This is a genomic window from Saccharothrix sp. ALI-22-I (genome assembly GCF_001984175.1).
Classification (GTDB): Bacteria; Actinomycetota; Actinomycetes; order Mycobacteriales; family Pseudonocardiaceae; genus Actinosynnema.
This window is the reverse complement of the sequence record NZ_MTQP01000052.1, coordinates 1-23,180: the sequence shown is the minus strand read 5'-3', so window position 1 is coordinate 23,180 and position 23,180 is coordinate 1. Positions and strand designations below refer to the sequence as shown.

General features: G+C 70.0%; 26 protein-coding genes. 14 read left to right on the top strand and 12 right to left on the bottom strand.

All coding sequences use genetic code 11. From position 1 onward, the window contains the following. Nucleotides 1-18 precede the first annotated feature (18 nt). Nucleotides 19-510: a DUF2165 domain-containing protein gene (locus tag ALI22I_RS11840; RefSeq protein ID WP_077005521.1), complete on the bottom strand. Its 492-nt coding sequence runs from the start codon at nucleotides 508-510 to the stop codon at nucleotides 19-21. A gap of 51 nt (nucleotides 511-561) precedes the next feature. On the opposite strand from ALI22I_RS11840, the gene ALI22I_RS11835 reads away from it, so the two are divergent. Further along, the gene (locus ALI22I_RS11835) at nucleotides 562-1,452 is read left to right on the top strand and encodes a glycosyltransferase family 2 protein (protein ID WP_077005520.1); all 891 of its coding nucleotides are present in this window, start codon (nucleotides 562-564) and stop codon (nucleotides 1,450-1,452) included. Here ALI22I_RS11835 and ALI22I_RS11830 read toward each other — a convergent pair. Then, entirely contained in the window at nucleotides 1,431-5,489 is a 4,059-nt protein-coding gene (locus ALI22I_RS11830; protein WP_077005519.1) for an nSTAND1 domain-containing NTPase, read from the bottom strand. The genes ALI22I_RS11835 and ALI22I_RS11830 overlap by 22 nt on opposite strands. A 659-nt stretch (nucleotides 5,490-6,148) precedes the next feature. Between ALI22I_RS11830 and ALI22I_RS11820 the strand changes: the two genes are divergently transcribed. Together ALI22I_RS11820 and ALI22I_RS11815 are read left to right on the top strand one after the other, a co-directional pair. Continuing rightward, the gene (locus ALI22I_RS11820; RefSeq protein ID WP_077005517.1) at nucleotides 6,149-7,606 is read left to right on the top strand and encodes a DNA-3-methyladenine glycosylase 2 family protein; all 1,458 of its coding nucleotides are present in this window, start codon (nucleotides 6,149-6,151) and stop codon (nucleotides 7,604-7,606) included. A gap of 14 nt (nucleotides 7,607-7,620) precedes the next feature. Then, nucleotides 7,621-8,118: a methylated-DNA--[protein]-cysteine S-methyltransferase gene (locus ALI22I_RS11815; RefSeq protein WP_077005516.1), complete on the top strand. Its 498-nt coding sequence runs from the start codon at nucleotides 7,621-7,623 to the stop codon at nucleotides 8,116-8,118. Here ALI22I_RS11815 and ALI22I_RS11810 read toward each other — a convergent pair. Next, complete coding sequence (locus tag ALI22I_RS11810) at nucleotides 8,086-8,793, bottom strand: DUF2306 domain-containing protein (protein ID WP_077005515.1); 708 nt, start codon at nucleotides 8,791-8,793, stop codon at nucleotides 8,086-8,088. The genes ALI22I_RS11815 and ALI22I_RS11810 overlap by 33 nt on opposite strands. Nucleotides 8,794-9,026: 233 nt before the next feature. On the opposite strand from ALI22I_RS11810, the gene ALI22I_RS11805 reads away from it, so the two are divergent. From ALI22I_RS11805 to ALI22I_RS11790, 4 genes are read left to right on the top strand one after another with little or no spacing between them, the layout of a single operon-like run. Beyond that, nucleotides 9,027-9,611: an ArsR/SmtB family transcription factor gene (locus ALI22I_RS11805; RefSeq protein ID WP_179118204.1), complete on the top strand. Its 585-nt coding sequence runs from the start codon at nucleotides 9,027-9,029 to the stop codon at nucleotides 9,609-9,611. Nucleotides 9,612-9,613: 2 nt separating this feature from the next. Next, nucleotides 9,614-10,327 (top strand): SRPBCC family protein, encoded by a 714-nt coding sequence (locus ALI22I_RS11800; protein ID WP_077005514.1) that lies wholly within the window; start codon nucleotides 9,614-9,616, stop codon nucleotides 10,325-10,327. After that, entirely contained in the window at nucleotides 10,324-10,956 is a 633-nt protein-coding gene (locus ALI22I_RS11795; protein ID WP_077005513.1) for a DUF998 domain-containing protein, read from the top strand. The genes ALI22I_RS11800 and ALI22I_RS11795 overlap by 4 nt, the downstream gene beginning before the upstream one ends. Before the next feature lie 15 nt (nucleotides 10,957-10,971). Continuing rightward, nucleotides 10,972-11,766 (top strand): alpha/beta fold hydrolase, encoded by a 795-nt coding sequence (locus ALI22I_RS11790; protein WP_077005512.1) that lies wholly within the window; start codon nucleotides 10,972-10,974, stop codon nucleotides 11,764-11,766. Nucleotides 11,767-11,910: 144 nt separating this feature from the next. Here the strand turns inward: ALI22I_RS11790 and ALI22I_RS11785 are convergent, their stop codons facing one another. Next, nucleotides 11,911-12,744: an SAM-dependent methyltransferase gene (locus ALI22I_RS11785; RefSeq protein WP_077005511.1), complete on the bottom strand. Its 834-nt coding sequence runs from the start codon at nucleotides 12,742-12,744 to the stop codon at nucleotides 11,911-11,913. 214 nt (nucleotides 12,745-12,958) lie between these two features. On the opposite strand from ALI22I_RS11785, the gene ALI22I_RS11780 reads away from it, so the two are divergent. The 3 genes from ALI22I_RS11780 to ALI22I_RS11770 all read left to right on the top strand — a co-directional run bounded on the left by ALI22I_RS11780 (nucleotide 12,959) and on the right by ALI22I_RS11770 (nucleotide 14,495). Then, entirely contained in the window at nucleotides 12,959-13,834 is an 876-nt protein-coding gene (locus ALI22I_RS11780) for a helix-turn-helix domain-containing protein (RefSeq protein WP_077005510.1), read from the top strand. Between the two features lie 132 nt (nucleotides 13,835-13,966). After that, nucleotides 13,967-14,206, top strand: coding sequence for a DUF397 domain-containing protein (locus ALI22I_RS11775; protein ID WP_077005637.1), 240 nt, complete (start codon nucleotides 13,967-13,969; stop codon nucleotides 14,204-14,206). Further along, nucleotides 14,190-14,495, top strand: coding sequence for a hypothetical protein (locus ALI22I_RS11770; RefSeq protein WP_077005509.1), 306 nt, complete (start codon nucleotides 14,190-14,192; stop codon nucleotides 14,493-14,495). The genes ALI22I_RS11775 and ALI22I_RS11770 overlap by 17 nt, the downstream gene beginning before the upstream one ends. Nucleotides 14,496-14,718: 223 nt before the next feature. On the opposite strand, the gene ALI22I_RS11765 is transcribed toward ALI22I_RS11770, so the two are convergent. Beyond that, nucleotides 14,719-15,327, bottom strand: coding sequence for a TetR/AcrR family transcriptional regulator C-terminal domain-containing protein (locus ALI22I_RS11765; RefSeq protein WP_077005508.1), 609 nt, complete (start codon nucleotides 15,325-15,327; stop codon nucleotides 14,719-14,721). 72 nt (nucleotides 15,328-15,399) lie between these two features. Here ALI22I_RS11765 and ALI22I_RS11760 point away from each other — a divergent pair, with 72 nt between their 5' ends. After that, nucleotides 15,400-15,942 (top strand): peroxiredoxin-like family protein, encoded by a 543-nt coding sequence (locus ALI22I_RS11760; protein ID WP_077005507.1) that lies wholly within the window; start codon nucleotides 15,400-15,402, stop codon nucleotides 15,940-15,942. A 128-nt stretch (nucleotides 15,943-16,070) separates the two neighbouring features. On the opposite strand, the gene ALI22I_RS11755 is transcribed toward ALI22I_RS11760, so the two are convergent. The 6 genes from ALI22I_RS11755 to ALI22I_RS11730 form a co-directional block, all read right to left on the bottom strand. Beyond that, nucleotides 16,071-16,844, bottom strand: coding sequence for an ABC transporter permease (locus ALI22I_RS11755; protein WP_077005506.1), 774 nt, complete (start codon nucleotides 16,842-16,844; stop codon nucleotides 16,071-16,073). After that, the gene (locus tag ALI22I_RS11750) at nucleotides 16,841-17,764 is read right to left on the bottom strand and encodes an ATP-binding cassette domain-containing protein (RefSeq protein ID WP_077005505.1); all 924 of its coding nucleotides are present in this window, start codon (nucleotides 17,762-17,764) and stop codon (nucleotides 16,841-16,843) included. Before ALI22I_RS11750 ends, ALI22I_RS11755 begins: the two co-directional genes overlap by 4 nt. Nucleotides 17,765-17,791: 27 nt before the next feature. Beyond that, nucleotides 17,792-18,976, bottom strand: a complete 1,185-nt coding sequence (locus ALI22I_RS11745; protein WP_077005504.1) for a cytochrome P450 — start codon at nucleotides 18,974-18,976, stop codon at nucleotides 17,792-17,794. A gap of 28 nt (nucleotides 18,977-19,004) precedes the next feature. Next, nucleotides 19,005-19,844 (bottom strand): DUF4097 family beta strand repeat-containing protein, encoded by an 840-nt coding sequence (locus ALI22I_RS11740; RefSeq protein WP_077005503.1) that lies wholly within the window; start codon nucleotides 19,842-19,844, stop codon nucleotides 19,005-19,007. A gap of 72 nt (nucleotides 19,845-19,916) precedes the next feature. Next, on the bottom strand, nucleotides 19,917-20,405 hold the full coding sequence (locus tag ALI22I_RS11735; protein ID WP_077005502.1) for a toxin-antitoxin system HicB family antitoxin: 489 nt from the start codon (nucleotides 20,403-20,405) through the stop codon (nucleotides 19,917-19,919). Nucleotides 20,406-20,731: 326 nt separating this feature from the next. Next, on the bottom strand, nucleotides 20,732-20,962 hold the full coding sequence (locus ALI22I_RS11730) for a transcriptional regulator (RefSeq protein ID WP_077005636.1): 231 nt from the start codon (nucleotides 20,960-20,962) through the stop codon (nucleotides 20,732-20,734). A 163-nt stretch (nucleotides 20,963-21,125) separates the two neighbouring features. Between ALI22I_RS11730 and ALI22I_RS11725 the strand changes: the two genes are divergently transcribed. Further along, nucleotides 21,126-21,497 (top strand): helix-turn-helix domain-containing protein, encoded by a 372-nt coding sequence (locus ALI22I_RS11725; RefSeq protein ID WP_077005501.1) that lies wholly within the window; start codon nucleotides 21,126-21,128, stop codon nucleotides 21,495-21,497. 94 nt (nucleotides 21,498-21,591) lie between these two features. Continuing rightward, nucleotides 21,592-21,768 (top strand): hypothetical protein, encoded by a 177-nt coding sequence (locus ALI22I_RS50715; RefSeq protein WP_179118203.1) that lies wholly within the window; start codon nucleotides 21,592-21,594, stop codon nucleotides 21,766-21,768. A 380-nt stretch (nucleotides 21,769-22,148) separates the two neighbouring features. On the opposite strand, the gene ALI22I_RS11720 is transcribed toward ALI22I_RS50715, so the two are convergent. Next, nucleotides 22,149-22,337, bottom strand: a complete 189-nt coding sequence (locus tag ALI22I_RS11720; protein ID WP_077005500.1) for a DUF5999 family protein — start codon at nucleotides 22,335-22,337, stop codon at nucleotides 22,149-22,151. Between the two features lie 166 nt (nucleotides 22,338-22,503). On the opposite strand from ALI22I_RS11720, the gene ALI22I_RS11715 reads away from it, so the two are divergent. Next, the coding region (locus ALI22I_RS11715; protein ID WP_179118202.1) for an ATP-binding protein at nucleotides 22,504-23,180 on the top strand (677 nt) is incomplete at its 3' end.

Genomic DNA, 23,180 nt, shown 5'->3' with positions numbered 1-23,180 from the left:
ACTAGGGGGACGAAGGGATCAGGCGCGCTTGCTCGCGTGCAGCAGGATGAGTCCGAGTGCGGCGATCACGAAGTTCTGGAACGCGGCCGCCAGCCCGTTCCAGTCGCCGGACTGCCACATGACGAACCACTCACCGCCGATCGCGATGAACCCGCCCCCGAACAGCAGCACCTGCATCAACCACCCCGTGGACGACAGCTGCCGCGCGGTCTCCTCCCGGCGCCGCAGCCAGGCCACCAGCCCGGCCAGCATGACCAGCGCCGTGACCGCCTCCCACAGGATGATCAGCAGGTACGCGATGGTCACGACCGTCGGGCTGGTGATCGCGCGCCACGTCGTGTTCGGCGAACCGAATGTGGTGTCCATCGCGAACACGTGCTGGACGAACGCGCGGTTGGTCTCGTAGTCGGTGATGTTCCCGAACACCACGAGACCCATGTAGAGCGCGGTGATCCCGGTCAGCGCCGTGATCGCCGCCTGCGGGCTCCCCACCCGGGCAAGTAAACGCATGATCTGTAGAACCTAGTCACGATCCACCGGAAGTCCATGAGGGGAAGCCACATGTCCAAGCCCGCCATCGACCCCGCCCTCGGCCTGGACCTGGCCCAGGAGCGCACGTTGAGCCGCAGGTCAGCGACGGTGACGGTGCTCGTGCCGGCGCACAACGAGGCCGCCACGGTGGCCGAAGTCATCGCGGACGCTTCGTGCGGTCTGGACCTCTTGGGGGTTCGGGGTGAGGTGGTGGTGAGCGCCAGCGGCTGCACCGACGACACCGCGGACGTGGCCCGTGCGGCGGGCGCGAAGGTGGTCGAGTCGCCCGCCGGCAAGGGCAACGCGATCGCGCACGGCCTGCGGGCCGCGACCGGTGACGTGATCTGCCTGATCGACGGCGACCTGCGCTACTTCGGCGAGCAGACCCTGGTGGAGCTGCTGGTCAAGCCGATCCTGGACGGCCTGGCCGACGTGACCGTGTCCGACCTGTACTGGCGGCCGATCTACCCGCAGCTGTGGCTGCACGGGTTCTTCGCCCCGCTGGCGGGCCGGTTGTTCCCGGAGATCCTGCCGAAGGTCGGCGCCACCCCGTGGTCCGGCCAGCGCGCGGCGGTGCGCGAGTTGTGGCCGGAGGAACTGCCGGGCGGCTTCACCGTGGACCTGGCCCTGCTGCTGCACTGGAACCGGCACGCGACCCGGATGCGGCCGGTGTTGGCCGACGACTGGACGAACCCGCAGCGGCCGAAGCCGGAGCTGATGCGGCAGGAGTTCGAGCTCCTGGTCGCGCACGCCGTCGCGGAGAACCGCCCGGTCGACGTGCCGCGGCTGCGCGCGTGGTTCGACCGCGCCCACGGCCTGATGGCCGCCTACCGGCCGGACGTGGACGATCCGCGCCGGTTCGAGCTGGACCTCCTGGACGATTCGCTCAAGGCACTCGGTCAGGCGCAGGGCGGCGCGTAGTCCAGCTGCGGCAGGTGTTGGCGCCACCGTTCCTCCGGCAGCACGCCCTTGGTCGTGGCGCAGATCCGCCCGATGACGTGCTCCAGGTCGAGGTCCCACAGCCGCACTGTGCTGTCGGAGCTGCTGGAAGCCAGCATCCGGCCGTCCGGGGAGAACGAGATGTCCCGCAGCCCGCCGTCGTGCCCGGTCAGCACCTGCCCGAGCGGTGCGGCGCGCTGGAGGTCGTGCACGTCCCACAGCCGGATGGTGCGGTCGTCGCCGCCGCTGGCCAGCGTCGTGCCGTCCGGGCTGAACGCCACCGTCACCACGGCCTCGGCGTGGCCGGTGAGCGGTGCGCCGATGGGCTTGACCCGGCTCGGCGTGGTCAGGTCCCACAGCCGGACCGTGCGGTCGTCGCCGGCGGTGGCCAGCGTCTTCCCATCGGGGCTGATGTCGCCTCCTCGGACCGCCGCGGTGTGCCCGTTCAACGGCTGCCCGAGCGGCTGGGCGGCGGCCGGGTTGCCGACGTTCCACAGCCGCACGGTCTGGTCCGCGCCCGCCGTGATCAGCGTCGCGCCGTCGGGGGTGAACGCGGCGTAGTGCACGTACCCGCCGTGCCCGACCAGCGCGCCGCCGAGCCGCTTCGGGTGCTCGCGGTCGCTGATGTCCCACAGTTGCACGGACGCGTCGTCGTAGCCGGTGACCAGCACTTTGCCGTCGGGCCGGATCGCCACCGGCGAGCTGTACCGAGTGCCCACCTCGATCGGCGCGCCCAGCGGTCGGGGGTGGTCCGGGTCGGCGAAGTCCCACAGCCGCACCAGCTTGTCGCTCACGCTGACCAGCGTCTGCCCGTCGTCGCTCAGCTCCAGGGCCCACACGCCGGCGCCGTGCGCGAGCAGGGCGCCGGATTTGGGGGTGCTCGGGTCGCTGGTGTCCCACACCCGGATCGAGTCGTCCTCGCTCGCCGACGCCAGCCGTTGGTCGTCGGGCGTGAAGCGGGGGCCGATGGTGCGGGCCGCGTGCCCGACGAGCACCCCGCGCGGCAACGACCACAGCCGCACCACGGAGTCGTGGCTGCCGGTGGCGAGGGTGGCGCCGTCAGGGCTGAACGCCACCGCGTACACGGTGCCGTTGCGCCCGGCCAAGGGGTGGCCGAGCGGCAGGGGGTGCGCCGGGTCGGTGACGTTCCACAGCCGGGCGGTGCCGTCGCCGCCGGACGAGGCCAGCACCCGGCCGTCCGGGCTGAACGCCACCGACCACACGGACTCGGTGTGCTCGGTCAACGGTCGGCCGAGCAGCCGCGGCGCGGCCGGGTCAGACATGGCGTACAGCCGCACGGTGTGGTCCTGGCTGCCGGCGGCCAGGACCTTGTCGTCCGGGCTGAACGCCAGCGAGCGCACGGTGCTGTCGAAGTCGGCGATCGGCACGCCCAGCGGTTTGGGGGCGAGCCGGTCGCTCACGTCGAACACCACCACGGTCCCGTCGTCGCCGCCGGTGGCCAGGAGCCTGCCGTCGTGGCTGAACGCCACCGACCGCACCTGGCCGGTGTGCCCGCCGAGCGGTTCGCCCAGCCGCTGCGGCGCGGCCGGGTCGGTCACGTCCCACAGCCGGGCCGTGCGGTCGGCGTTGGCGGTGACCAGCGTCCGGGAGTCCGGGGTGAACGCGAGCAGGTAGATGGTGCCGTTGCCGCCCTTCAGCGGCTGGCCGAGCGAACGCGGCCGTTCCGGGTCGCTGACGTCCCACAGCAGCACGGTCTCGTCGTCGCCCGCCGTGGCCAGCGTCCGGCCGTCCGGGCTGAACACCGCCGACGACACCCAGCCGCGGTGGCCGGACAGGGGTGAACCGAGCGGCTTCGGGTTCTCCGGGTCGCGCAGGTCCCACAGCCGCACGGTGTGGTCGTAGCTGGCGGTGGCCAGGGTCTTGCCGTTCGGGGAGAACGAGGTCAGGTACACCGGCCCGGTGTGCCCGGTCAGCGGCATCGCCAACGGCGCGGTCTGGGTGGACAGCAGCCGGGTCTGCACGTCCCGGTCCTCCGGGCGCATCCGGTGCGCGACCAGGGCCAGCTGCGCGGACAGCGACGGGTCGCTCTCCTGCAGCCGGTCGGCCTCCGCCACGACCTGCCGGTACACCGCGTCGTCGCGTTGCCGCACGGCCACCACCGCGGCGGTGGCGGCGATGAGCGCGAGTACGACCACGCACGCCACCGCCGCGCGTCTGCCCCACGCGGCCCGCCTGCGGTGCTGCATCGACACGGACAGGAAGTCCTGGGCGGTGGCGGTCAGCACCTGGGGGCCCGCCGCGTCCGCCCAGAGCCGCGCGGTCTCCAGCCGGGCGCCGCGGTAGAGCAGTGACGAGTCGCGGTCCTGGCCGGCCCACGTCGCCGCGTCCTCTTCCAGCCGCTGCCGCAGCAGCTGCCCTTCCCGGTCCTGGTCGATCCAGCTGCGCAGCCGGGGCCACGCCTGGAGCAGCGCCTCGTGCGTGATCTCCACCGAACCGGCGTCGAGCGTGACCAGCCGGGCCCGCGCCAGCACCTCCAGCGCCTCCTCGCCCGCGGGCCGATTCGCCGCCTGTTCGACCAGCTCGTGCCGGGTCGAACGGCGGCGCGTGTCCTGGGTGTCCTCGCCGACGCGCACCAGGCGCAGCAGCAACGGCCGCGCGGCCTGCTGGGCGTCCGGCGCGAGATCCGCCCACGCCCGTTCGGCGGTGGCCGCGACCGCGCCCTGGATGCCACCGGCCGACCGGTAGCCGGCGATGGTCAGCTTGCCCGCCTGCCGACGTTGCCAGGTGGCCAGCAGGGCGTGCGACAGCAGCGGCAACGCGCCCGCGTCGTACGCGCCCTGACCGGCCCTGGCCTGCGCCCGGCCGCTGCGCACACCCAGGTCGCGCAGCATCAGTTCGATCAGGCCCGGCTCCAGTTGCAGGCCCGCCGCCTTCGCCGGCCGCGACACCGCCTCCCGCAACTCGGCCGACGTCATCGGCCCCAGCACCATCTGGCGGTCCTGCAACGCGTCGGCCAACTCGGGGAACGCCAGGCAGCGGCCGTAGAAGTCGGCCCGCACGCCCACCAGCACCAACGCGGGCGCGGTGCCGCCCGGGATGGCCGGCGTGCACGCCACGTGCAGCGCCTGCACGAACACCTGCACCCGGTTCTCGTCCGAGGACAGCGTGAACGCCTCCTCGAACTGGTCCACCACGACCACCACCCGGTCGCTGCCGTGCCGTGCCGCGTACGCCGCGAACGCCGCCCGGATCTGCGCGGCGAACCGCAGCACGCCCATCAGCGTCTGCCCCAGGAACGTCTCGGGACCGTGCCCCGAGGCCACCAGGTCCTGTTCCATCCCGTCCAGGCTGATCGCCATGTCCAGTACGTCGGCTAATTCCGGGATCTCCCGGACCAATTCCTTCACCGGATCGGCGCCCGGCGTGATGACCACCGACGGCCATTTCGTCGAACCCTCGACCGCCAACGCGCCGTCGCGAATGGACGGGATCACGCCCGCGCGCACCAATGACGATTTACCGGCACCCGAAGCGCCGACCAGCATCACGATTCCGCCGGTTTCCGCGGAACTGCCCAAACGGGACACCAACGCGGCGGTGCTGCGTTCCCGGCCGAAGAACCAACTGGAATCCTCCGGCTGGAACGCGGCCAATCCCCGGTACGGGCACACACCGATCTCGTCCGAACTCGGCGGATCCTCGTCCTCCAGCCCCGACGCCGGGCTCGCCAACGCCTCCTCCCACAGCGCGCGCCACGCGTCCAGGTCGTACAACCCGGCCGCCGGCGGCTGCGGACGTGCCTTGCGCGCCTCGCCGATGAGGACTTCGAGAACTACCGAGAGTGCCGAGAACCGGGCCGGTACGTTGCGGCCGCGACGCCAGTCGCTGACCCGTTGCGCGGTCGCGCGCACCGGCCGACCACGTTCGTCGGTGCGTCGTGCGCGGCTGACCGACTCGGTCACCCTCTTCAGCGGTGGATCTCCCGCTTCCGCGTAGAGCAGCGCGAACCGCTCCGCGAACACGGCACGGGGACCCGACCCCTGACCGGAACCAGCCATCCGCGGCGTGCCTCCTCAGGTCCTTCTGTTCCGGACCGGAAAACCGGATGTGAGCGCGTGAACAGGTCGTTTGTCGACCGGTGCGACTCTGGGAAGTCCACCCTAACGACTTGTCCTGCCAAGCTGCCCAGGACGTTCCGGTGACGTCGTCAAGTTGTGCGAAGGGACCGGTCAAAGTGGTTTCGCAAACAACTACCGCCAGTGGCAGCGCGTTCGCCGCTGAGGGGTCCTGGGGGTCTTCTCAGCGGTGCGCACCGAACCGGCCTGGTCGGTGGAACGGTGCGGCCACCTGCCATGCCGGCCGGCGTTGACGGTGGACGGGCTCGACTGAGGCCGGTCACGGCCCGTGAGGACCGGGATGGCTCCGGTGAAGCACGGGTCTGCCCGATCCTGCGGACGGTGCTCGACGCGCACGGCCGCGATCGGACCGAGGTGCGACTGGACCTGTTGGCCCGGCTCGCCGCCCCGCCGGCCGCTCCGGCGCACAACTAGTTCGGTGTCCGGCCAAGGGGTATATCCGCTCGCACAGGGATTCCGGTGGAGTGCCTGCCCTTCGGGAGTGCCGCACAGCGCGGTGCGGCGCAACCGGTCGGCCGGCGCTTTCCTCCATGTCGTATTTCCGCCGGCCACGGGTTGGCCCTTTGACCGATGCTGGTGTCGTGCACGAAGACGTGGAACGTTGTGTCCGGGCCGTGCGGTCGAAAGACGCCCGGTTCGACGGGTGGTTCTTCACCGCCGTCCTGACCACCCGGATCTATTGCCGGCCGAGTTGTCCGGTCCCGTCCGCCAAGGCGGAGAACCTGCGGTTCTACCCGAGTGCGGCGGGAGCGCAACAAGCCGGATTCCGGGCGTGCAAGAGATGCCGTCCCGACGCTTCACCCGGATCTCCGCTGTGGAACCACCGCGCGGATTCGGTGGCGAAGGCGATGCGGTTGATCGCGGACGGCGTGGTGGACCGCGAGGGCGTGCCCGGACTGGCAGCCCGACTCGGGTACAGCGTCCGGCAGGTCGAACGGCTGCTCCTGGCCGAACTCGGCGCGGGACCGTTGGCGTTGGCCAGGGCGCAGCGCGCGCAGACCGCGCGGCTGCTGATCGAGACCACCACCCTGCCCATGGCCGAGGTGGCGTTGGCCGCCGGGTTCGCCAGCGTCCGGGCGTTCAACGAGACCGTGCGCGAGGTGTTCGGGCAGTCACCCACCGAGCTGCGCGGCCGCCGCCGTCCGGTGCCGCACGCTCCCGGCGTGCTGTCGCTGCGGTTGCCGTTCCGCGCGCCGCTGCGCCCGGACAACCTGTTCGGGCACCTCGCGGCGACCGGCGTGCCGGGGGTGGAGGAGTGGCGTGACGGCGCGTACCGGCGGACCCTGCGGCTGCCGCACGGGCACGCGGTGGTGTCGCTGAGCCCGCAGGCCGATCACGTGGCGTGCAAGCTGGCGTTGAGCGACCTGCGCGACCTGTCGATCGCCATCGCCCGGTGCCGGCGCATGCTCGACCTCGACGCCGACCCGGTCGCGGTGGACGAGCAGCTGCGATCGGACCCGCTGCTCGCGCCCATGGTCGACGCGGGTCCCGGACGGCGCGTGCCGGGCACCGTGGACGCGGCCGAGTTCGCGGTGCGCGCCGTGCTCGGGCAGCAGGTGTCCACGGCCGCCGCCCGCACCCACGCCCGACGGCTGGTGGAGGCGGTCGGCGACCCGATCCACGACTCCGGCCTGACCCACCTGTTCCCGACACCGTCGGCGTTGGCCTCGCTCGACCCGGCTCTGCTCGCGATGCCCCAGTCCCGCAAGATTGCGTTCCGAGCGTTGGTGGCGGCGCTGGCCGACGGTTCGCTGGACCTCGGCGTCGGCGCCGACTGGGAGAAGGCGCGGGCCGACCTGTTGGCGCTGCCCGGGTTCGGGCCGTGGACCGTGGAGGTGATCGCGATGCGGGCGTTGGGCGACCCCGACGCGTTCATCCCCACCGACCTCGGCATCCGGATCGCGGCCCGCGCCCTCGGCCTGCCCGACACGCCCGCCGCCCTGGTGCGGCGGGCGCGGGCGTGGCGTCCCTGGCGGGCGTACGCCGTCCAATACCTCTGGGCCACCGGTGACCACGCGGTCAACCGGCTGCCCGCCTGAAAGGACGTTCGTCGATGAGCCACACCACGTTCGACAGCCCGGTCGGACCGCTCACGCTGGTCGCGCACCACGGTGTGCTGTCCGGGGTGTACATGGTGAAGCAGCGGTACCGGCCGGCGGACGAGACGTTCGGCCCCGAAGACCCCTCGCTCTTCGGGGACGTGATCGCGCAGCTGTCCGAGTACTTCGACGGCGGGCGCAAGGCGTTCGACCTGCCGTTGGACCTGATCGGGACGCCGTTCCAGCGGACCGTGTGGCAGGAGCTGCTGGAGATCCCGTACGGCGAGACGGTGTCGTACGGGGAGCTGGCGCAGCGGCTGGGCCGGCCGTCGGCCGCGCGGGCGGTCGGGCTGGCCAACGGCCGCAACCCGATCTCGATCATCGTGCCGTGCCACCGGGTGGTGGGGGCGAGTGGTGACCTGACCGGGTACGGCGGCGGGTTGGCCCGCAAGCGGCACCTGCTCGACTTCGAGCAGGGCTCACACGCCGACCGGTTGCCGCTCCCGCTCTGAGGTGCCGCGGGTGCGGCGCTTCTTCGCGTCGCCCCGCTCCAACCACCACTCGGCGATCAGGAACGGGACCACCCAACCCATCCACGCGGCCGTCCCCGAGATGGCCTGCACCAGGGCTACCTGGCTGCCGCCGAACGTGGTGTCGAGCTGCGGCGAGAAGACGATCGTCGCGACCACCGCCCAGATCCGGTTGCTCATGATCGAGGCGGTGAGCGCGAAACTCCGGATCATCCACCGCCGGTGGTCGACGAACCGCCGTTGCCGCGCCATCCGGAAGCCCACCACGGTGAACGTCAGCCACAGCGACCCCATCAGCACGTTGCCGATCTGGTTGAGCGGCCCGAACGGCGAGACCGCGCCGACGGCCAGTGCCAACACCCCGGCCGGCAACACCCCGCCGAACACGTAGACCCGTCCGATCCGCCGGTGCGCCACCGGGTAGCGCTGCCGGAACCAGGGCCAGACCTGCAGCACGCAGGTCAGGATCGCGACCGACCCGAAGATCACGTGCCCCACGAGCGCCGGGAAGTGCCACGCGTAGTCGGCCGGCTGCGGAACCCGCGACAGCGCGGGGTTCAGCGTCAGGTAGGGCGGCAGCGAGAAGGCCACGAACGCCACCACCACGAACGCGAACGGCGCCACCCAAGGACGCCGGTACCACTTCGTCTTCCCCATGCCCCCGACTCTCCCCACCCCCGCTGACAGCCCACGCACCAACCGCGCACAGCGCCCCTTGCAAACGCAAACACGAGAGTCGAACGCCCAGGACCCCCGAGTTCAACGTTCTGAGCGTTGGACACGCGCGTTCTGAGCGTTGGACATGCGCGACCTGGAGGTTCGACTCGCGGAGGTGGGTGGACAAGTTTTGTTGTCTTGACAGTTTTTATTGTCGGTGGGAGGGTTGTCCCATGCTTGACGTGGCAGTGATCGAGGACCCGGCGACAGCCGAGGTTTCGTTGGACCCGGTTCGGGCGAGGTTGTTGGCCGAGTTGGCCGAGCCGGGCTCGGCGACCATGCTGGCGGCCAAGATCGGGCTGCCCCGGCAGAAGGTCAACTACCACCTGCGCGCGCTGGAGCAGCACGGCCTGGTCGAACTGGCCGAGGAACGCCGCAAGGGCAACATGACCGAACGGATCATGCGCGCCACCGCCGCGTCCTACGTCATCTCGCCCATCGCGCTCGCCGCCGTCCAACCTGACCCCGAGCGCGCGCCCGACCGCCTGTCGGCCCGCTGGCTCCTGGCCGTCGCCGCACGCCTGGTCCGCGATGTCGGCAACCTCATCACCGGCGCCACCAAGGCGGACAAGAAGGTGGCCACGTTCGCGCTCGACGGCGAAGTCCGCTTCGCCTCCGCGGCCGACCGCGCCGCGTTCGCCGAAGAACTCGCCACCGCCGTCACGTCCCTTGTCGCCAAGTACCACGACGAATCCGCGGCCGGCGGACGCGCGCACCGCCTCGTCGTCGCCGTCCACCCGAGCATCCCGAAGGAGTGACGATGGGTCACGCGTTCGAAGGCGTCAACGAGGTCGAGTTGGCCGGCGTGACGCCGGAACAGGTCTGGGAGGCCATCGCCACCGGCCCCGGCCTCGACTCCTGGTTCATGGGCGCCAACGAGGTCGAGCCCGGCGCCGTCGTCAAGCAGGTCTGCTTCGGCGGCTACGAGCCCACCCACCGGATCACCGCCTGGGAACCCGGCAAGCACCTGGCCTACGGCGGCGAGAAAGAGCCCGACGGCCGGTTCATCGCCTACGAGTTCCTGGTCGAGGGCCGCGACCACGGCAGCACGGTCCTGCGCATGGTGGCCAACGGCTTCCTGCCCGGCGACGACTGGGAAGACGAGTTCGAGGCCATGACGGCGGGCGGCGAGATGTTCTGGAACACCCTCGTCACCTACCTGCGCCACTTCGCCGGCCGCACCGCGCGACCGCTCACCGTCTTCGGCCCGCCCGTCACGGACTGGCCCGCGATGTGGGTGAACCTGGGCCGCAAGCTCGGCCTCGACGCAGCCCCGAAGACCGGCGACCGCGTCACCCTCGACGACGGCGTCGTCTACTTCGCCAACTCGCAGACCGTCGGCATCCGCACGGAGAACGCGCTGTACCGCTTCTTCCAAGGACGGCCCGGCGTCGTGGTCGCCATGCACCACGTGTTCGCCGACGACCACCGCGACGAGCGGACGTGGTCGACCTGGATGGGAGACCTGGCATGACCACCCCGCACACCACCCGCACGAACACGAACACCGACACCACGAAGCTGCTGCTCGGCTGCGGTGTCCTGGCCGGCCCGCTCTACCTGGTCACCGGCTTCGCCCTGGCGTTCACCCGCGAGGGTTTCGACATGACCGTCCACCCGCTCAGCTTCCTGTCCCTGGGTGAGGGCGGATGGGTGCAGATCACCAACTTCGTCCTCAGTGGACTGTTGTTCCTGGCCGCCGCGATCGGCCTGCGCCGCACCGGCAAGGTCGGCACGTGGGTGCCCGTCCTGATCGGGATCTTCGCGATCGGCATGATCGGCGGCGGCGTGTTCGTGGCCGACCCGGCGTTCGGCTTCCCGGCCGGCGCACCCGAAGGTCAACCGGCCGAGCTGTCGTGGCACGGGGTGCTGCACGGTGTCTCGTTCTTCGCCTGCTTCCCCGCGCTGGTGGCGTCGTTCTTCGTGTTGGCCAGGAAGCTGAACGGCCCGTGGGCGCGGGCGAGTGTGGTCGCGGGCGTGCTGTCGCTCGTGCCGATGCCCTTCATGGGCACGGAGTTCGGTGTGGTCCTGCTGTACGGCGCGGCCGTCGTGGCCTGGCTGTGGGCATCCGCAGTCATGGCGAAGCTGCGTTCCGAGATCTGAAGGGAGTGGAACACCATGGGACAGGTCGTCTCCAAGGACGGCACCGCGATCGCCTACACGCGCATCGGGTCCGGACCGGCGTTGATCATCGTGGACGGCGCGATGTGCTACCGCGCCTTCGGGCCCGCGACGGCCCTGGCCGAGGCGTTGTCCGAGCACTTCACCGTCTACACCTACGACCGGCGCGGCCGGGGTGAGAGCGGCGCCGGCACCCCGTACGACGTCGAACGCGAGGTCGAGGACATCGCCGCGCTGATCGAGGAGGCCGGCGGGTCGGCGCACCTGTTCGGCATGTCCTCCGGCGGCACGCTGGTCGCCGAGGCCGCGCACCGGGGCGTGAACGCGGACCGGATCGCGATCTACGAGTCGCCGATGATCGTGGACGGCACGCACCCCCCGATGCCCGCCGACCTCCCGGCACGGGTGGAGCGCGCGGTGGCGGAGGGACGTCGCGGTGACGCGATCAAGCTGTTCATGCGGTACGTCGGCACACCCGGCTATTTCATCGCGATGATGCAGGTCATGCCGATGTGGAAGAAGCTGAAGGGCGTCGCGCACACGCTGCCGCACGACTTCGCGCTGACCGGCGAGTTCCAGCGCGGCACGCCGCCACCCGCGGACCGGTGGTCCGGGGCGGACGTGCCCGCGCTGGTGATCGCCGGCGGCAAGAGCCCGGAGTACATGCGCAACGCGCAGCAGTACCTGGCCTCGGCGTTGCCTCAGGCCGAACTGACCGTGCTGCCCGGCCAGACCCACATGGTCAAGGCCAAGGTGACGGCGCCGGTGCTGGTCGAGTTCTTCCAGCGTTGAGTCGAGAAATCCCGCGACAAGCCTCGTGCCTTCCCCTCAAGGCACGAGGCCGTCGGGCATCTTCATCGCAGGCGTCCCTACCGGCTGACGTCCTTTATGGCAAGGTCCTCACCGCTGACGTCCTTACGGCTTACGGCTTACGGCTTACGGCTTGCGGCCCACGGCGCCGGCGATGCAGTAGCTCACCGAGTCCAGCTCCTTGAGCCGCGGACCGTCCGGCCACCAGTCCGCGCAGATGACCAATCCGGGCTCGACCAGTTCCAGGCCGTTGAACAGCTCGTGCAACTCGCTCATCGTGGCGAACTTCCCACTACCCATCGGCGAATGCAGGAACGTGTGTTCCATCCGGCGCGCAATCGCCGAGTGTTCCTCGGTTTCCGGGTCGAGGAAGTGCGAGATCGCCACATAGGAACCGGACGGCAGCGCCTCGATGTACTCGGCCATGATCTCGGCCGACGTGGGCGAGTCGCCGTTGTAGTGGTGCAGCGTGCCCAACTGGAACAGCGCCAACGGTTCGTCGAAGTCGATGTGCTTGCGCACGACCTCGTCGTTCAGGATCTCCTGCGGGTTGAAGATGTCGGCTGCGGAGAAGTGCGTCTGGTCGTTCTCCTCCAGCAGCGCCCGGCCGTGGGCCAGTACCACTGGGTCGTTGTCGACGTACACGACCCGTGCATCCGGGTTAATTCGTTGCGCCACTTGATGGGTGTTCTCCGCCGTGGGCAACCCGGACCCGCAGTCCAGGAACTGGTTGATACCCGTCTGACTCGCGACGAACCGGGTAGCCCGGATCAGGAAACTCCGGTTGTCCACGGCGAGCGTGGCCGCTTCTGGGGCCACCGACTGCACTCGCCGCAGCACTTCGCGGTCGATCTCGTAGTTGTCCTTGCCGTTGAGGAACGCGTCGTAAACCCTGGCGATGCTGGCCTTTGTGGTGTCGATGTAGACGGGGGCAGCGGCGTCCGAGGACGTACCCGGCATTGTGGTGACCTCGCATAACGGGGATTGGGGGCTGATGATTGTGCACCGCGTCACAGTCCGCTTAGCGTAAGGGTATGGGCTCAACGCGTGGGTGAGCTGCGTGCGGCCGAGCGGTGAAGATCATGGGTGTACGTTCAGTGACGATGCGAGTTCGCCCAGGTCAGGCGCAACCGCTGTTCGGGTGGGCAGGCATGGACGGGCGGGAGGAACGGCGATGGCGACTGGCGAGCCCACGCCGGATCGGGACAGCGGTCCCACCGCTTTGCGCATCGTGCTCGGCGCCCAGTTGCGCCGGCTGCGCGAGGCCGCCGAGATCAGCCGCGCGGACGCGGGCTTCACGATCCGGGGCTCGGAGTCCAAGATCAGCCGCATGGAGCTCGGCCGCGTCGGCCTGAAGCTGCGCGACGTGAGCGACCTGTTGACCATGTACGGGGTCGACGACGAGGACGACCGGGCGAAGTTCCTGGACATGGTCCGCCGGTCGAACTCGCCGGGGTGGTGGAACCGCTACACCGACCTGATGCCGGACTGGTTCCAGGACTACGTCGGCCTGGAGGAGGCGGCGTCCCGCATCCTGATCTACGAGACCCAGTTCGTGCCCGGTCTGCTCCAGACCGAGGAGTACGCGACGGCGGTCGCCAGCCACGGTCGGCCGGAACTGGTGACGCCGGATGTGAAGCGGCTGGTGTCGTTGCGCATGCAGCGGCAGAAGATCCTGGCCCGTCCGGGCGCACCGCGAGTGTGGGTGGTGCTTGACGAATCGGTGCTGCATCGGCCGATCGGTGGGCGTCAGGTTCTGATCAATCAGATCGAATACTTGCTCAGCGTCACCAAGAGCGGTCCCGTCACTCTTCAGATCGTCCCCTATCCGTTGGCCGGTTACACGGCGAAAGGTCCGTTCACGATGTTGCGGTTCGGCGAGCCCGACCTGCCGGACATCGTGTACCTCGAACACCTGGCCGGCGCGCTCTACCTGGACAAACTCGAAGAACTGGAGAGATACAGCCGGGTTTTCGACCGGCTGACGGTGGACGCGGAGACGCCGGATCGCAGCCGTCAGCTCCTCGCCAAGCGGCGAGTGGACCTATAGGTCTCCTCCGTCCGGGGGAGATTCGTCCTCTGTGGCTGCACGTGCATTTACCCGTGCGCTGACCCGGTGCTACGGTCCGTGCACAACCAGATGCACGTGCAGATGCATCACTTGGCTTGGAGGGTGATGTCGATGGACAGCAAGGTTCACAACGGCATGTCCGCGGCCGACCTGATCGACGTGACGTGGCGCAAGAGCGCCCACAGCGACGCGATCGGCAACTGTGTGGAGCTCGCCGTCCTCGGCGGCGGCGACATCGCGATGCGCAACTCCCGGTTCCCCGGAGGTCCCGCGCTCGTCTACACGCGAGCGGAGATCGCGGCCTTTGTGGCCGGTGCCAGGGACGGGGAGTTCGATGACCTCCTCGACTGACCACCCGTCGCGGACGACCTTCCAGCTGCGCGAGCTGATCGCGCGCGGCTTCCAGTTCCTCCACCCGCGCGATGCCAGGGGAGAGCTCACCGCGGTGGTAGGAGTGCGGGCGCACGACGCCGTCATCGACGTCGTGCGACTGCACACCGAGGACGACGTGGTCGCGATGCGGATGCCCGCCGACGAGGTGAACGTCCTGTCTCCCAGCCGTTTCTCGTGGCGTCGCCGGGGTCCTGCCACGCACGTGCTCGAAGAACTGCTCGAACTGCCCGACGACCGCACCCCGTAGGACTTCCCGTCCGCGTCCGCGGTGGCGGACGGGACGAGGGGCAACGCCCCTCATCGGCGAACCTGACCTGGAGGCGCAGCGGGTGTCGGCTCCGCGCCGGTTGGCGACACCACGCTCGGAGCGCAACTCCGTGTTCGTCGCGCTCGTCGCGGAGGCCGAGGTCGGCTTCGGCCTCCGCGACGGCCACTCAGGCCGACCCGTCCGACCCCGTCCGACCGCGGGCTCAGGGGCGCCGCAGGCCGCTCAGCACGACGTCCAAGCCGCGGCGGAACTCGATGTCCGCGGGGATGGTCCTTGCCACACCAGCGGTTTCGGCCAGCAGCGGGTACCGCTCGCCCAGCCCGGCCATCGCGTCGGTGCCCAGGCCCGCCAGCGGACTCCGGTGCTCCATCTCGGTCGCGCCGATCAGGTAACCGAGCAACGTCCGCAACGCGATCACCCGCTCCTCGCCGGTGAACCCGGCCCTGGTCAGCACCCCTAGCACGGCCTCGGACCAGCGCAGCAGGCTCGGGCACCGGTGCCGGTGCGCCATGGTGAGCGGCACCGCGTTGGGGTGCTTGGCGATCGCCGCGCGGATCCGTTCGACCAGGACCGAGATCTGCTTGTCCCACAGCGCCCTCGGCGGCTCCATGTCCACTGCGGATACCACCCGCTCGACCGCCATGGCCTCCAGCTCGTCCCGGTCGGCGACGTACCGGTACAGCGACATGGTGCCCATGCCCAGCTCGGTGGCGACGGCGCGCATGGACAGCCCGGCCAGCCCGTCGCGGTCGATCACGGCGAGCGTGGCGGCGGCGAGCGCCGTGGTGGTCAGTGACTTCGGGCGTGGCATCGCCTTGACAGCGTACAAGGTACGCGCATAGCTTGGGTAAGCGTACAGTGCACGCCTACGTTGAGGGGAAACGTGAAGATCGGCGCACGTGAATGGGAAGCGGTGTCGGGTGAGACGGTGCGGGTGCCCGATCCGGAGCGCCTGGTCCACCTCCAATTCCGCCGCTTCGCCGGGTGTCCGGTGTGCAATTTGCACCTGCGGTCGATCGTGGAGCGGCAGGACGAGATCACCGCGCACGGCATCGTCGAGGTGGTGGTGTTCCACTCGTCGCCCGCGGAACTGCGCCCGCACGTCGTCGACTTCCCGCTCGCCGTGATCGGCGACCCGGAGAAGCGGCTGTACGTGGAGTTCGGCGTGGGGTCCGCGCCCCGCGCCCTGCTCGACCCGCGCGCGTGGGGTCCGATCCTGCTCGGCTTGGCCCGCGACCTGGGCCCGGTGCTGCGCGGCCGTCGTCCGCTGCCCAAGCCGGAAGGCGGGCGGCTCGGCCTACCCGCCGACTTCCTCATCGCGCCGAACGGTCTGGTCGTCGCCGAGAAGCGTGGACAACACGCGTTCGACCAGTGGTCGGTGGATGAACTGCTCGCCCACGCACAGGCTCTGACCAGCAAAGACTGAGTTGTCCACAGGGTTGTCCCCAGATGTGGACGGATCGAACAGGCGTTCGACTTCGTGCAGTGCACGCAGTGCGCCGTCAGACCCCGCCCGGGGAGGCAGGGTCTGTTCGGAGTGAGGGTTGGCGTTGCTCAGCGGGACGGATCGCGGTTGAACAGGGCCCGCGACCAGGTGTAGCCGATGGCCGTGAGGACCAGGCACCAGCCGACCGCCCAGTACCCGCTGTCGCCGATCGGCGTGCCGATGAGCAACCCGCGCAGGGTGTCGATGATCGGCGTGAACGGCTGGTTCTCGGCCACCCACGCCAGCCCGCTCGACATCGAGTCGGTCGGCACGAACGCGCTGCTGATGAACGGCAGGAACTGCAACGGCAGCGACGAGCTGTTCGCGCCCCCCGGCGTCTTCGCGGCCAGGCCGAAGGCGATGCCGAGCCAGGTGAACGCCAGCGTGAGCAGCACCAGCAGACCGGCCGCGGCGAGCCAGTCGGTGACGTCGGCCGCCGGCCGGAAACCGGTCAGCACGGCCACCCCGATCACCAGGGTGAGGCTGCCGACCGTGTTGAGCAGGCTGCACAGCGCCTGCCCGGTCAGCACCGAGTACCGGGAGATCGCCATGGTGCGGAACCGGGCGATGATGCCCTCGCTCATGTCGCTGTTGATGTTCACCGCGGTCCAGGCCGCGCTCGCACCGACCGTCATCACCAGGATGCCCGGAACCAGGTAGTCCACATAGGACGCACCGCCGCCGAGGGTCGATCCGAGCGAGCCGCCGAACACGTGCACGAACAGCAGCATCATCAGCACCGGCATCAGCAGCGAGCCGATCGACATCATCGGGAAGCGCTGCATGTGCCGCAGGTTGCGGCGCAGCAGGGTGGTCGTGTCGCGGATGGCCATGGTGCTCATCGCCGCGTCCTCTCGGTGGTCAGGGCGAAGAAGACGTCGTCCAGGTCGGGGGTGTGCACGGACAGGTCCTGCACGTCGATCGCGGCGGCGTCCAGCCGTTCGAGCAGGCCGCGCAACTGGTGCACGCCGCCGTTGCCCGGCACGTCCAGGGTCAGGTTCCCGTCGTCGCGGGAGGCGTCGCCGATGGCCTTGGCGGCGAGGTCGAGGGAGTGCGCGTCGGCGAACCGCAGCCGCACGTGCCCGCCGGGGATCAGCCGCTTCAGCTCGTCCGCGGTGCCCTCGGCGACCAGTCGGCCGCCGTTGAGCACGGCGATCCGGTCCGCGAGTTCGTCGGCCTCCTCCAGGTACTGGGTGGTCAGGAAGATCGTGACGCCGCCCTCGACAAGACCGCGGATGACCTCCCACATGGCGTGCCTGCTGCGCGGGTCCAGGCCGGTGGTCGGCTCGTCCAGGAAGATCAGCCGCGGCTCGCCGACCAGCGTCATCGCCAGGTCCAGGCGTCGGCGCATACCGCCGGAGTAGGTGGAGACGGGCTTCTTCGCCGCGTCCACGAGGTCGAACTGCCGCAACAGGTCGGCGCTGCGGCGGCGTCCCTCGCGGCGGTCCAGGTGGTTGAGGTCCGCCATCAGCAGCAGGTTCTCCGCGCCGGTGAGCAGACCGTCCACGGCGGAGAACTGGCCGGTGACGCCGATCGCCTTGCGCACGCCGGCGGGGTTGCGCACCACGTCGTGGCCCGCGACCTCCGCCTCGCCGCGGTCGGCGGAGATGAGCGTGGACAGGATCTGCACGGTCGTCGTCTTGCCCGCGCCGTTGGGGCCGAGCAGGGCGAACACCGTGCCCGGCTCCACCCGCAGGTCCAGGCCGTCGAGCACGACGTGGTCGCCGTAGGACTTGCGCAGTCCGGTGGCCGTGATGGCCATGGTCGTTCCCCTCAGGATCGTGAGCAGCTAGTCGGTGAGCAGCGGCAGGGTCTGCACGCCGGTGAGGTTCGGCGAGGGCATGAACGTGGGCCGCCGGTCCGGGTCCGTGCGCAGGCGCGGGAAGCGGTCCAGCAGGATGTCCAGCGCGATCCGTCCCTCCAGCCGGGCCAGCGGCGCGCCGAGGCAGAAGTGCACGCCCCGGCCGAAGCCCAGGTGCGGGTTGTGGTCGCGGGTGACGTCGAAGACGTCCGGGTTCGCGAACTGGCGGGCGTCCCGGTTGGCCGCGCCGACCCACACCATGAGCAGCTGGTCGGCGGGGATCTCGACGCCCGCGACCGTCTCCGGCTTGTTCGTGAGCCGTGCGACCGCCGGGAACGGGCTGAGGAACCTCAGGGACTCCTCGATGGCGGACGGGATGATGTTGCGGTTCTCGCGGACCTTCGCGAACTGGTCCGGGTTCGCGTCCAGGCACAGCACGGTGTTGCCCAGCAGCATGGTGGTGGTGATGTGGCCCGCCACCAGCAGGAGGGTGGTGAAGTTGACCACCTCGGTGTCGGAGAGGCGTTCACCGTCCACTTCGGCGTGGACCAGGTCGCTGAGCAGGCCGGGACGCGGGCTGCGGCGGCGTTCCGCGGCGTGTTCGAGCAGGTAGTCCGTCATCGGTGCGATGTCGTCGAGCTGCTTGCGCAGCTCTTCCTGCTGCCCGGTCTCGTCGGCGTCCTTGAAGTCCTTGAGCGAGACCTGGTTGGTGTCCTCGAAGATCTTGTCGACCCACTGCTTGAACAGGTCGCGGTCGCTGCTCGGCAGGCCGAGCAGTTCGGCGATCACGATCACCGGCAGCGGGTAGGCGAGGTCGCGGACCAGCTCGAACTCGTTGTCGGTGACCGTGTCGAGCAGTTCGTGGGTCAGCTCGGCGATGCGCGGTTCGAGATCGGCCACGACCTTCGGCGTGAACGCGTGGCTGACCAGGCGGCGCAGCTTGCGGTGGGTCGGCGGGTCCATCTTGAGCAGGTCGCCCTCGAACAGCGACTCGTCCGTCGACGCCGTGAACAGCCGGGTGATGTTGGACGAGAACCGGCCCCAGTCACCCAGGATCTCGATGGCCTCCGGGTAGCCGTAGACGTTCCAGAAGCCCAGCTCCTCGTCGTACTGCACGACGTGGTCGGGTCGTTCTCCGCGCAGCCAGAACTGCTGCGGGTTGGTGTCCCACATTGTTGTTGTCCCCCAATGGTGTTGTGGTTTACGCGCGGCGGATGACGATGTCGCCCAACTGGGTTCGGGCGCGCACCTCGACCCTTTCGTCGGACTCGGTCGGCGTGTCCGTGCTCGTCAGCTCGTTGCGGAAGTGACCGGCCGTCGACCGCACGTCCAGCCAGGCGGCGGTGCCCTCGCGGATGCCGACCTCCAGCCCGCCGGCCGCGGTCTCCATGACGACCGTGCCGCGCACGACCTCGTTGAGGCGGATGTGGCCGTTGGCGGTCTTGGCGTGCACGTCGCCGCCGGCGTGGCCGACGAAGATGTCGCCGTTGGACCCGCTCACCCGCACGTCGCCGGTGACCTCGCCGATCCGGGTGGCGCCGTTGGAGTTCTTGACCGTGCCGGAGCCGTCGAGGCGGCCCACGCGCAGCTCACCGTTGCCGGTCGACAGCTCGGCGCGGCCGGCGACCTGGTCGACCAGCACGTCGCCGTGGGAGCTGTCCGCTTTGAGGGCGGCCGTGCCCTCAAGTCGGATGTGGCCGGCGGAGGTGGTGAAGCGGCACTCGCCCAACGTGCCCTCGGCGTGGAAGTCGGCGAGCGAGCCGCGGGCGACGACCTGCGAGCCGGTGGGCAGGTGCACGATGACCGTGACCGAGCCGGGCCGGCCGAAAATGCTGCGGGATTTGGGTGTCTTGACGGTGAGGCGGCCGGCGGTGAAGTCGACCGTCGTGCCCTCGGCCGCTTTCACGTCGATATCGCTGTCCGGGTCGGTGGGCTGGACGTCGACCACGGTGTCGTCCCGATCGCTCGCGGCGATCCGGGCCTGGCCGGCGCCGACGTCGAGGGTGAGCGTGATGGGTCCGGGTGTGGCGAAAGAAGGCATGGCTGTCCCCTGGGAATGAGTCTGATCGGCGTTTGCGCTGCTAGCGGGTGTGTGCTGCGGTGGTCTGCCCGGTCAGCGGACCCAGCCGGTGTAGCGCTGCGCGGCCGCGGTGCGCCCGGACGTCCGGCTCCCGTGCCCGAGCCCGGCCGCCGCGGCCCGCACCAGCCACGTGTTGACGGAGACGCCCTCCCGGCCCGCCGCCTCCTCGACCCGCACCTTCAGGTGTTCGGGCAGCCGCAGGTTGATCCGCGCGACCGCGCCCTCCTCGGAAACCACCGGTGGCACCTCCGTGGCACCGGTGTGGCCCCCTGTGGCATCATCAGGCACCGAGACGACGAACTCCGGATCCCGACCGCGCAACCGCACGTCCACGGACCCCGGCGCCAAGTCCCGCGTGATCTCGTCCATGGCTGTGGACAGGGCTTCGAGCAGCGTCAACCGGATCGCCGACTCCAGTGGCGCGACGAGTCGTTCGGCCAGTGCCCGTGCCTCCGCGCCGCCTGCCTCGGCGGCGGTGGCCAGCTCCTGGCGGAGGTTGTCGACGTACGGCGTCAAGTCCATGGCATCACTATGGCACCAAGTTGGCACCACTGCAACCCAGAGGTGGTGTCACGATGCGTCCGGGTGTGGTCGGCGGGTTTCGTGAGTCTGACACCCATCGGGTGAAAGCTTCTCGGCATGAGCTTTCGTCCTCTGCCCGCCGGGCAGTGGTCGCCGGTGCCGGATCTGCCTTCCGGGTCCCCGTGGCGGGGGGCGACCTGTAGGGGGTGGACCACTGGTCTCATCGCTCTGCGGCGTCATCGGGTTGCACCGCACACCGCTGAAGTGGCGGACTCTCGGCGAAACCGGTCGCACAAGCGCTCGACCGGGGCACTCGCGGACCGGCCTCAGCCGGGATTGGGGACGACTTCGAAGAGGTCGTCGAACTGCATCGGCGCGAGCGCCGTCAACGCGCCGCCGATGAACGCCGGGCCGGGCTGGAGTTCGCCGCTGAGGACGCGCGCGACCGTGGAGCGGTTGACGTCCATCGCCTTGGCCAGGGCGTAGTCCGACTTGAAGCCCGCGAGCCGGGCGGCCCTGGCGAAGACGTCGGTGCGGAGCTTGATCGTGTTCGGCATGGTCCGCCTCGTGTTGTGCACACCCAACGTGTGGTGTGTGCACACAACGCTAGCAGTGTCTTGTGAACGCGCAACTGATGTTGTGTGCACACAACGTGCAGGTCAGCGCCCATCTGGGGGGAGTGCGCAGCAAACGTTGCGTGTGCGCAGCTAGCATGGTCGGGTGACCACAGACGAGAGTGCGGCCTCGCCCTGGGGGAAGTGGCTCCAGCGCCAACTCGAGAACCACGGGATGACACAAGCGGAGTTGGCGGCGAAGGCCGGTTTGGAGCGCAGTCGTTTCACCAGGTGGCGCCAGGGCGAGAAGCCCAACCTGGACAACGCCCGCCGAGTCGCCAAGGCGCTCGGCGTGACCCCGATGGAGGTCATGGTGGGGTTCCACCTGATCACCGCCGAGGAGGCCGACCAGCGCGTGGCCTCTCCGGACCCGGCGGTGCTCACGGATCAGCAACTGGTGGCGGAGTTGAACCGCCGCCTCAAGCGCACGACCCCGGGCAGCAAGTCCTCGGATGACTCGTCTCCCGGTGATACGTAGTCACCTACGTAGGTCTGACGATGTGAGCCGGACTCCTCGCCCGGCATCGTGGCAGCAAGACACCACGACCGAGGCCGGATCACGAGGAGTTCGCATGACCATCGATTCGCTTCCGCAGCCGTGCCCGCGCTGCCTGCGCGACACGGTGCTCGTCACGAACCGCGCCGGTCGGCAGTGGCTGCACGTCGGTACGTGGCGACTGCGGTGCGACCGCGTCGTCGACACCCTCGACACCCTCGACAGCTCCGGCGCGGGGCAGCGCACGGCCTGAGGGTGCTGCGAGAAGTCGCTGAAGGCCCTGCTCGACAGACAGAGGCGGGACATTCCCACTAGTGGGAATGTCCCGCCTTCGTCGTGGGGGCTCTGCCGGATCGCATGTGCGCAGCGGCTGCACGCTGCGGGTTTGTCGCTCATGCGGACATGCGGACATGCGGACATGCGAAAACGGTCAGGCGGCGCGCCGGCGGCATGAAGTGCTGCCGCGGGCGCGCCGCCTGACCTGTGACCCGATGCGCTGCTACGTCGACCAGACGTCGGAGCGGGGAGACCACCGGGTTCGCGGGGTATCCACGCGGAGGACGCCCCGGGCAAAGCCGACCGCCGAGCGTGTCGGGGCGCTCGGCGGCCGAGATCGTGGTTCCGCCAGGGTGGTCAGGCGGCGGCCAGTTCGTAGACCGGCGCGACGACGCGGTGGTCGGACAGCATCAGGCCGCCGTCGTCGAACAGCACCACGCCGTTGCACAGCAGGTACCAGCCCTGCTCGGGGTGGGAGGCGACGATCTGCGCCCACTGACCGGTCGGTTCGGTTCCTGCCGGGCACGGGGGCTGGTGCTGGCACATGATTACGCTCCTCGGGGCCCATCGGTCGATTCCTCAACCGGCCTGTGTGCTCTGGACCACATGCGAATAGCCTGCGCTCGTCGAGGCCGCACGGCATCGGGAGAACTACGTATCCGGGTGCGCATGTCCGTAGGCTGTACCTCGACGGAGAGACGGGAGTCGAACCGTGGTCGTCGCGGACGTGTCGCAGCCGACGGGTGGGTTGCCGGTAGAGCTGACCAGCTTCATCGGCCGCCGACATGAGCTGGCCGAGGCCCGGAAGCTGCTGTCGGCCTCCCGCCTGCTCACGCTGACGGGTGCGGGCGGCGTGGGCAAGACCCGGCTGTCCATCCGGATCGCCGAACAGCTGCGGCGGACCTTCCCGGACGGCGTGTACCGGGTGGAGCTCGACGCGTTGCACGATCCGTCGCTGCTGGCGCAGAGCGTGGCGGCGGCGTTCGGGCTGCGGGACGCGTCGGTCGAGCCCGCGGCACGGCTGGCCGAGTACCTGGAGGGCAAGCGGCTGCTGTTGGTGCTCGACAACTGCGAGCACTTGGTGGACGCGTGCGCGATGTTCGTGGGCAAGCTGCTCGCGGCCGCGCCCGACCTGCGGGTTCTCGCCACCAGCAGGCACGTGCTGGGCATCGCGGGCGAGCAGACCATGCCGGTCCCGCCGCTCACGGTGCCGGACGACACGGACCGGGCGAACGGCTCCGAGGCGGTCGACCTGTTCGCCGACCGTGCGGCGGCCGTGGTGCCGGGCTTCACCGTCGACGAGGGCAACCGGCGCCAGGTCGTGCGCATCTGCCGCCGGCTGGACGGCATCCCGTTGGCCATCGAGCTGGCCGCCGCCTGGGTGCGCAC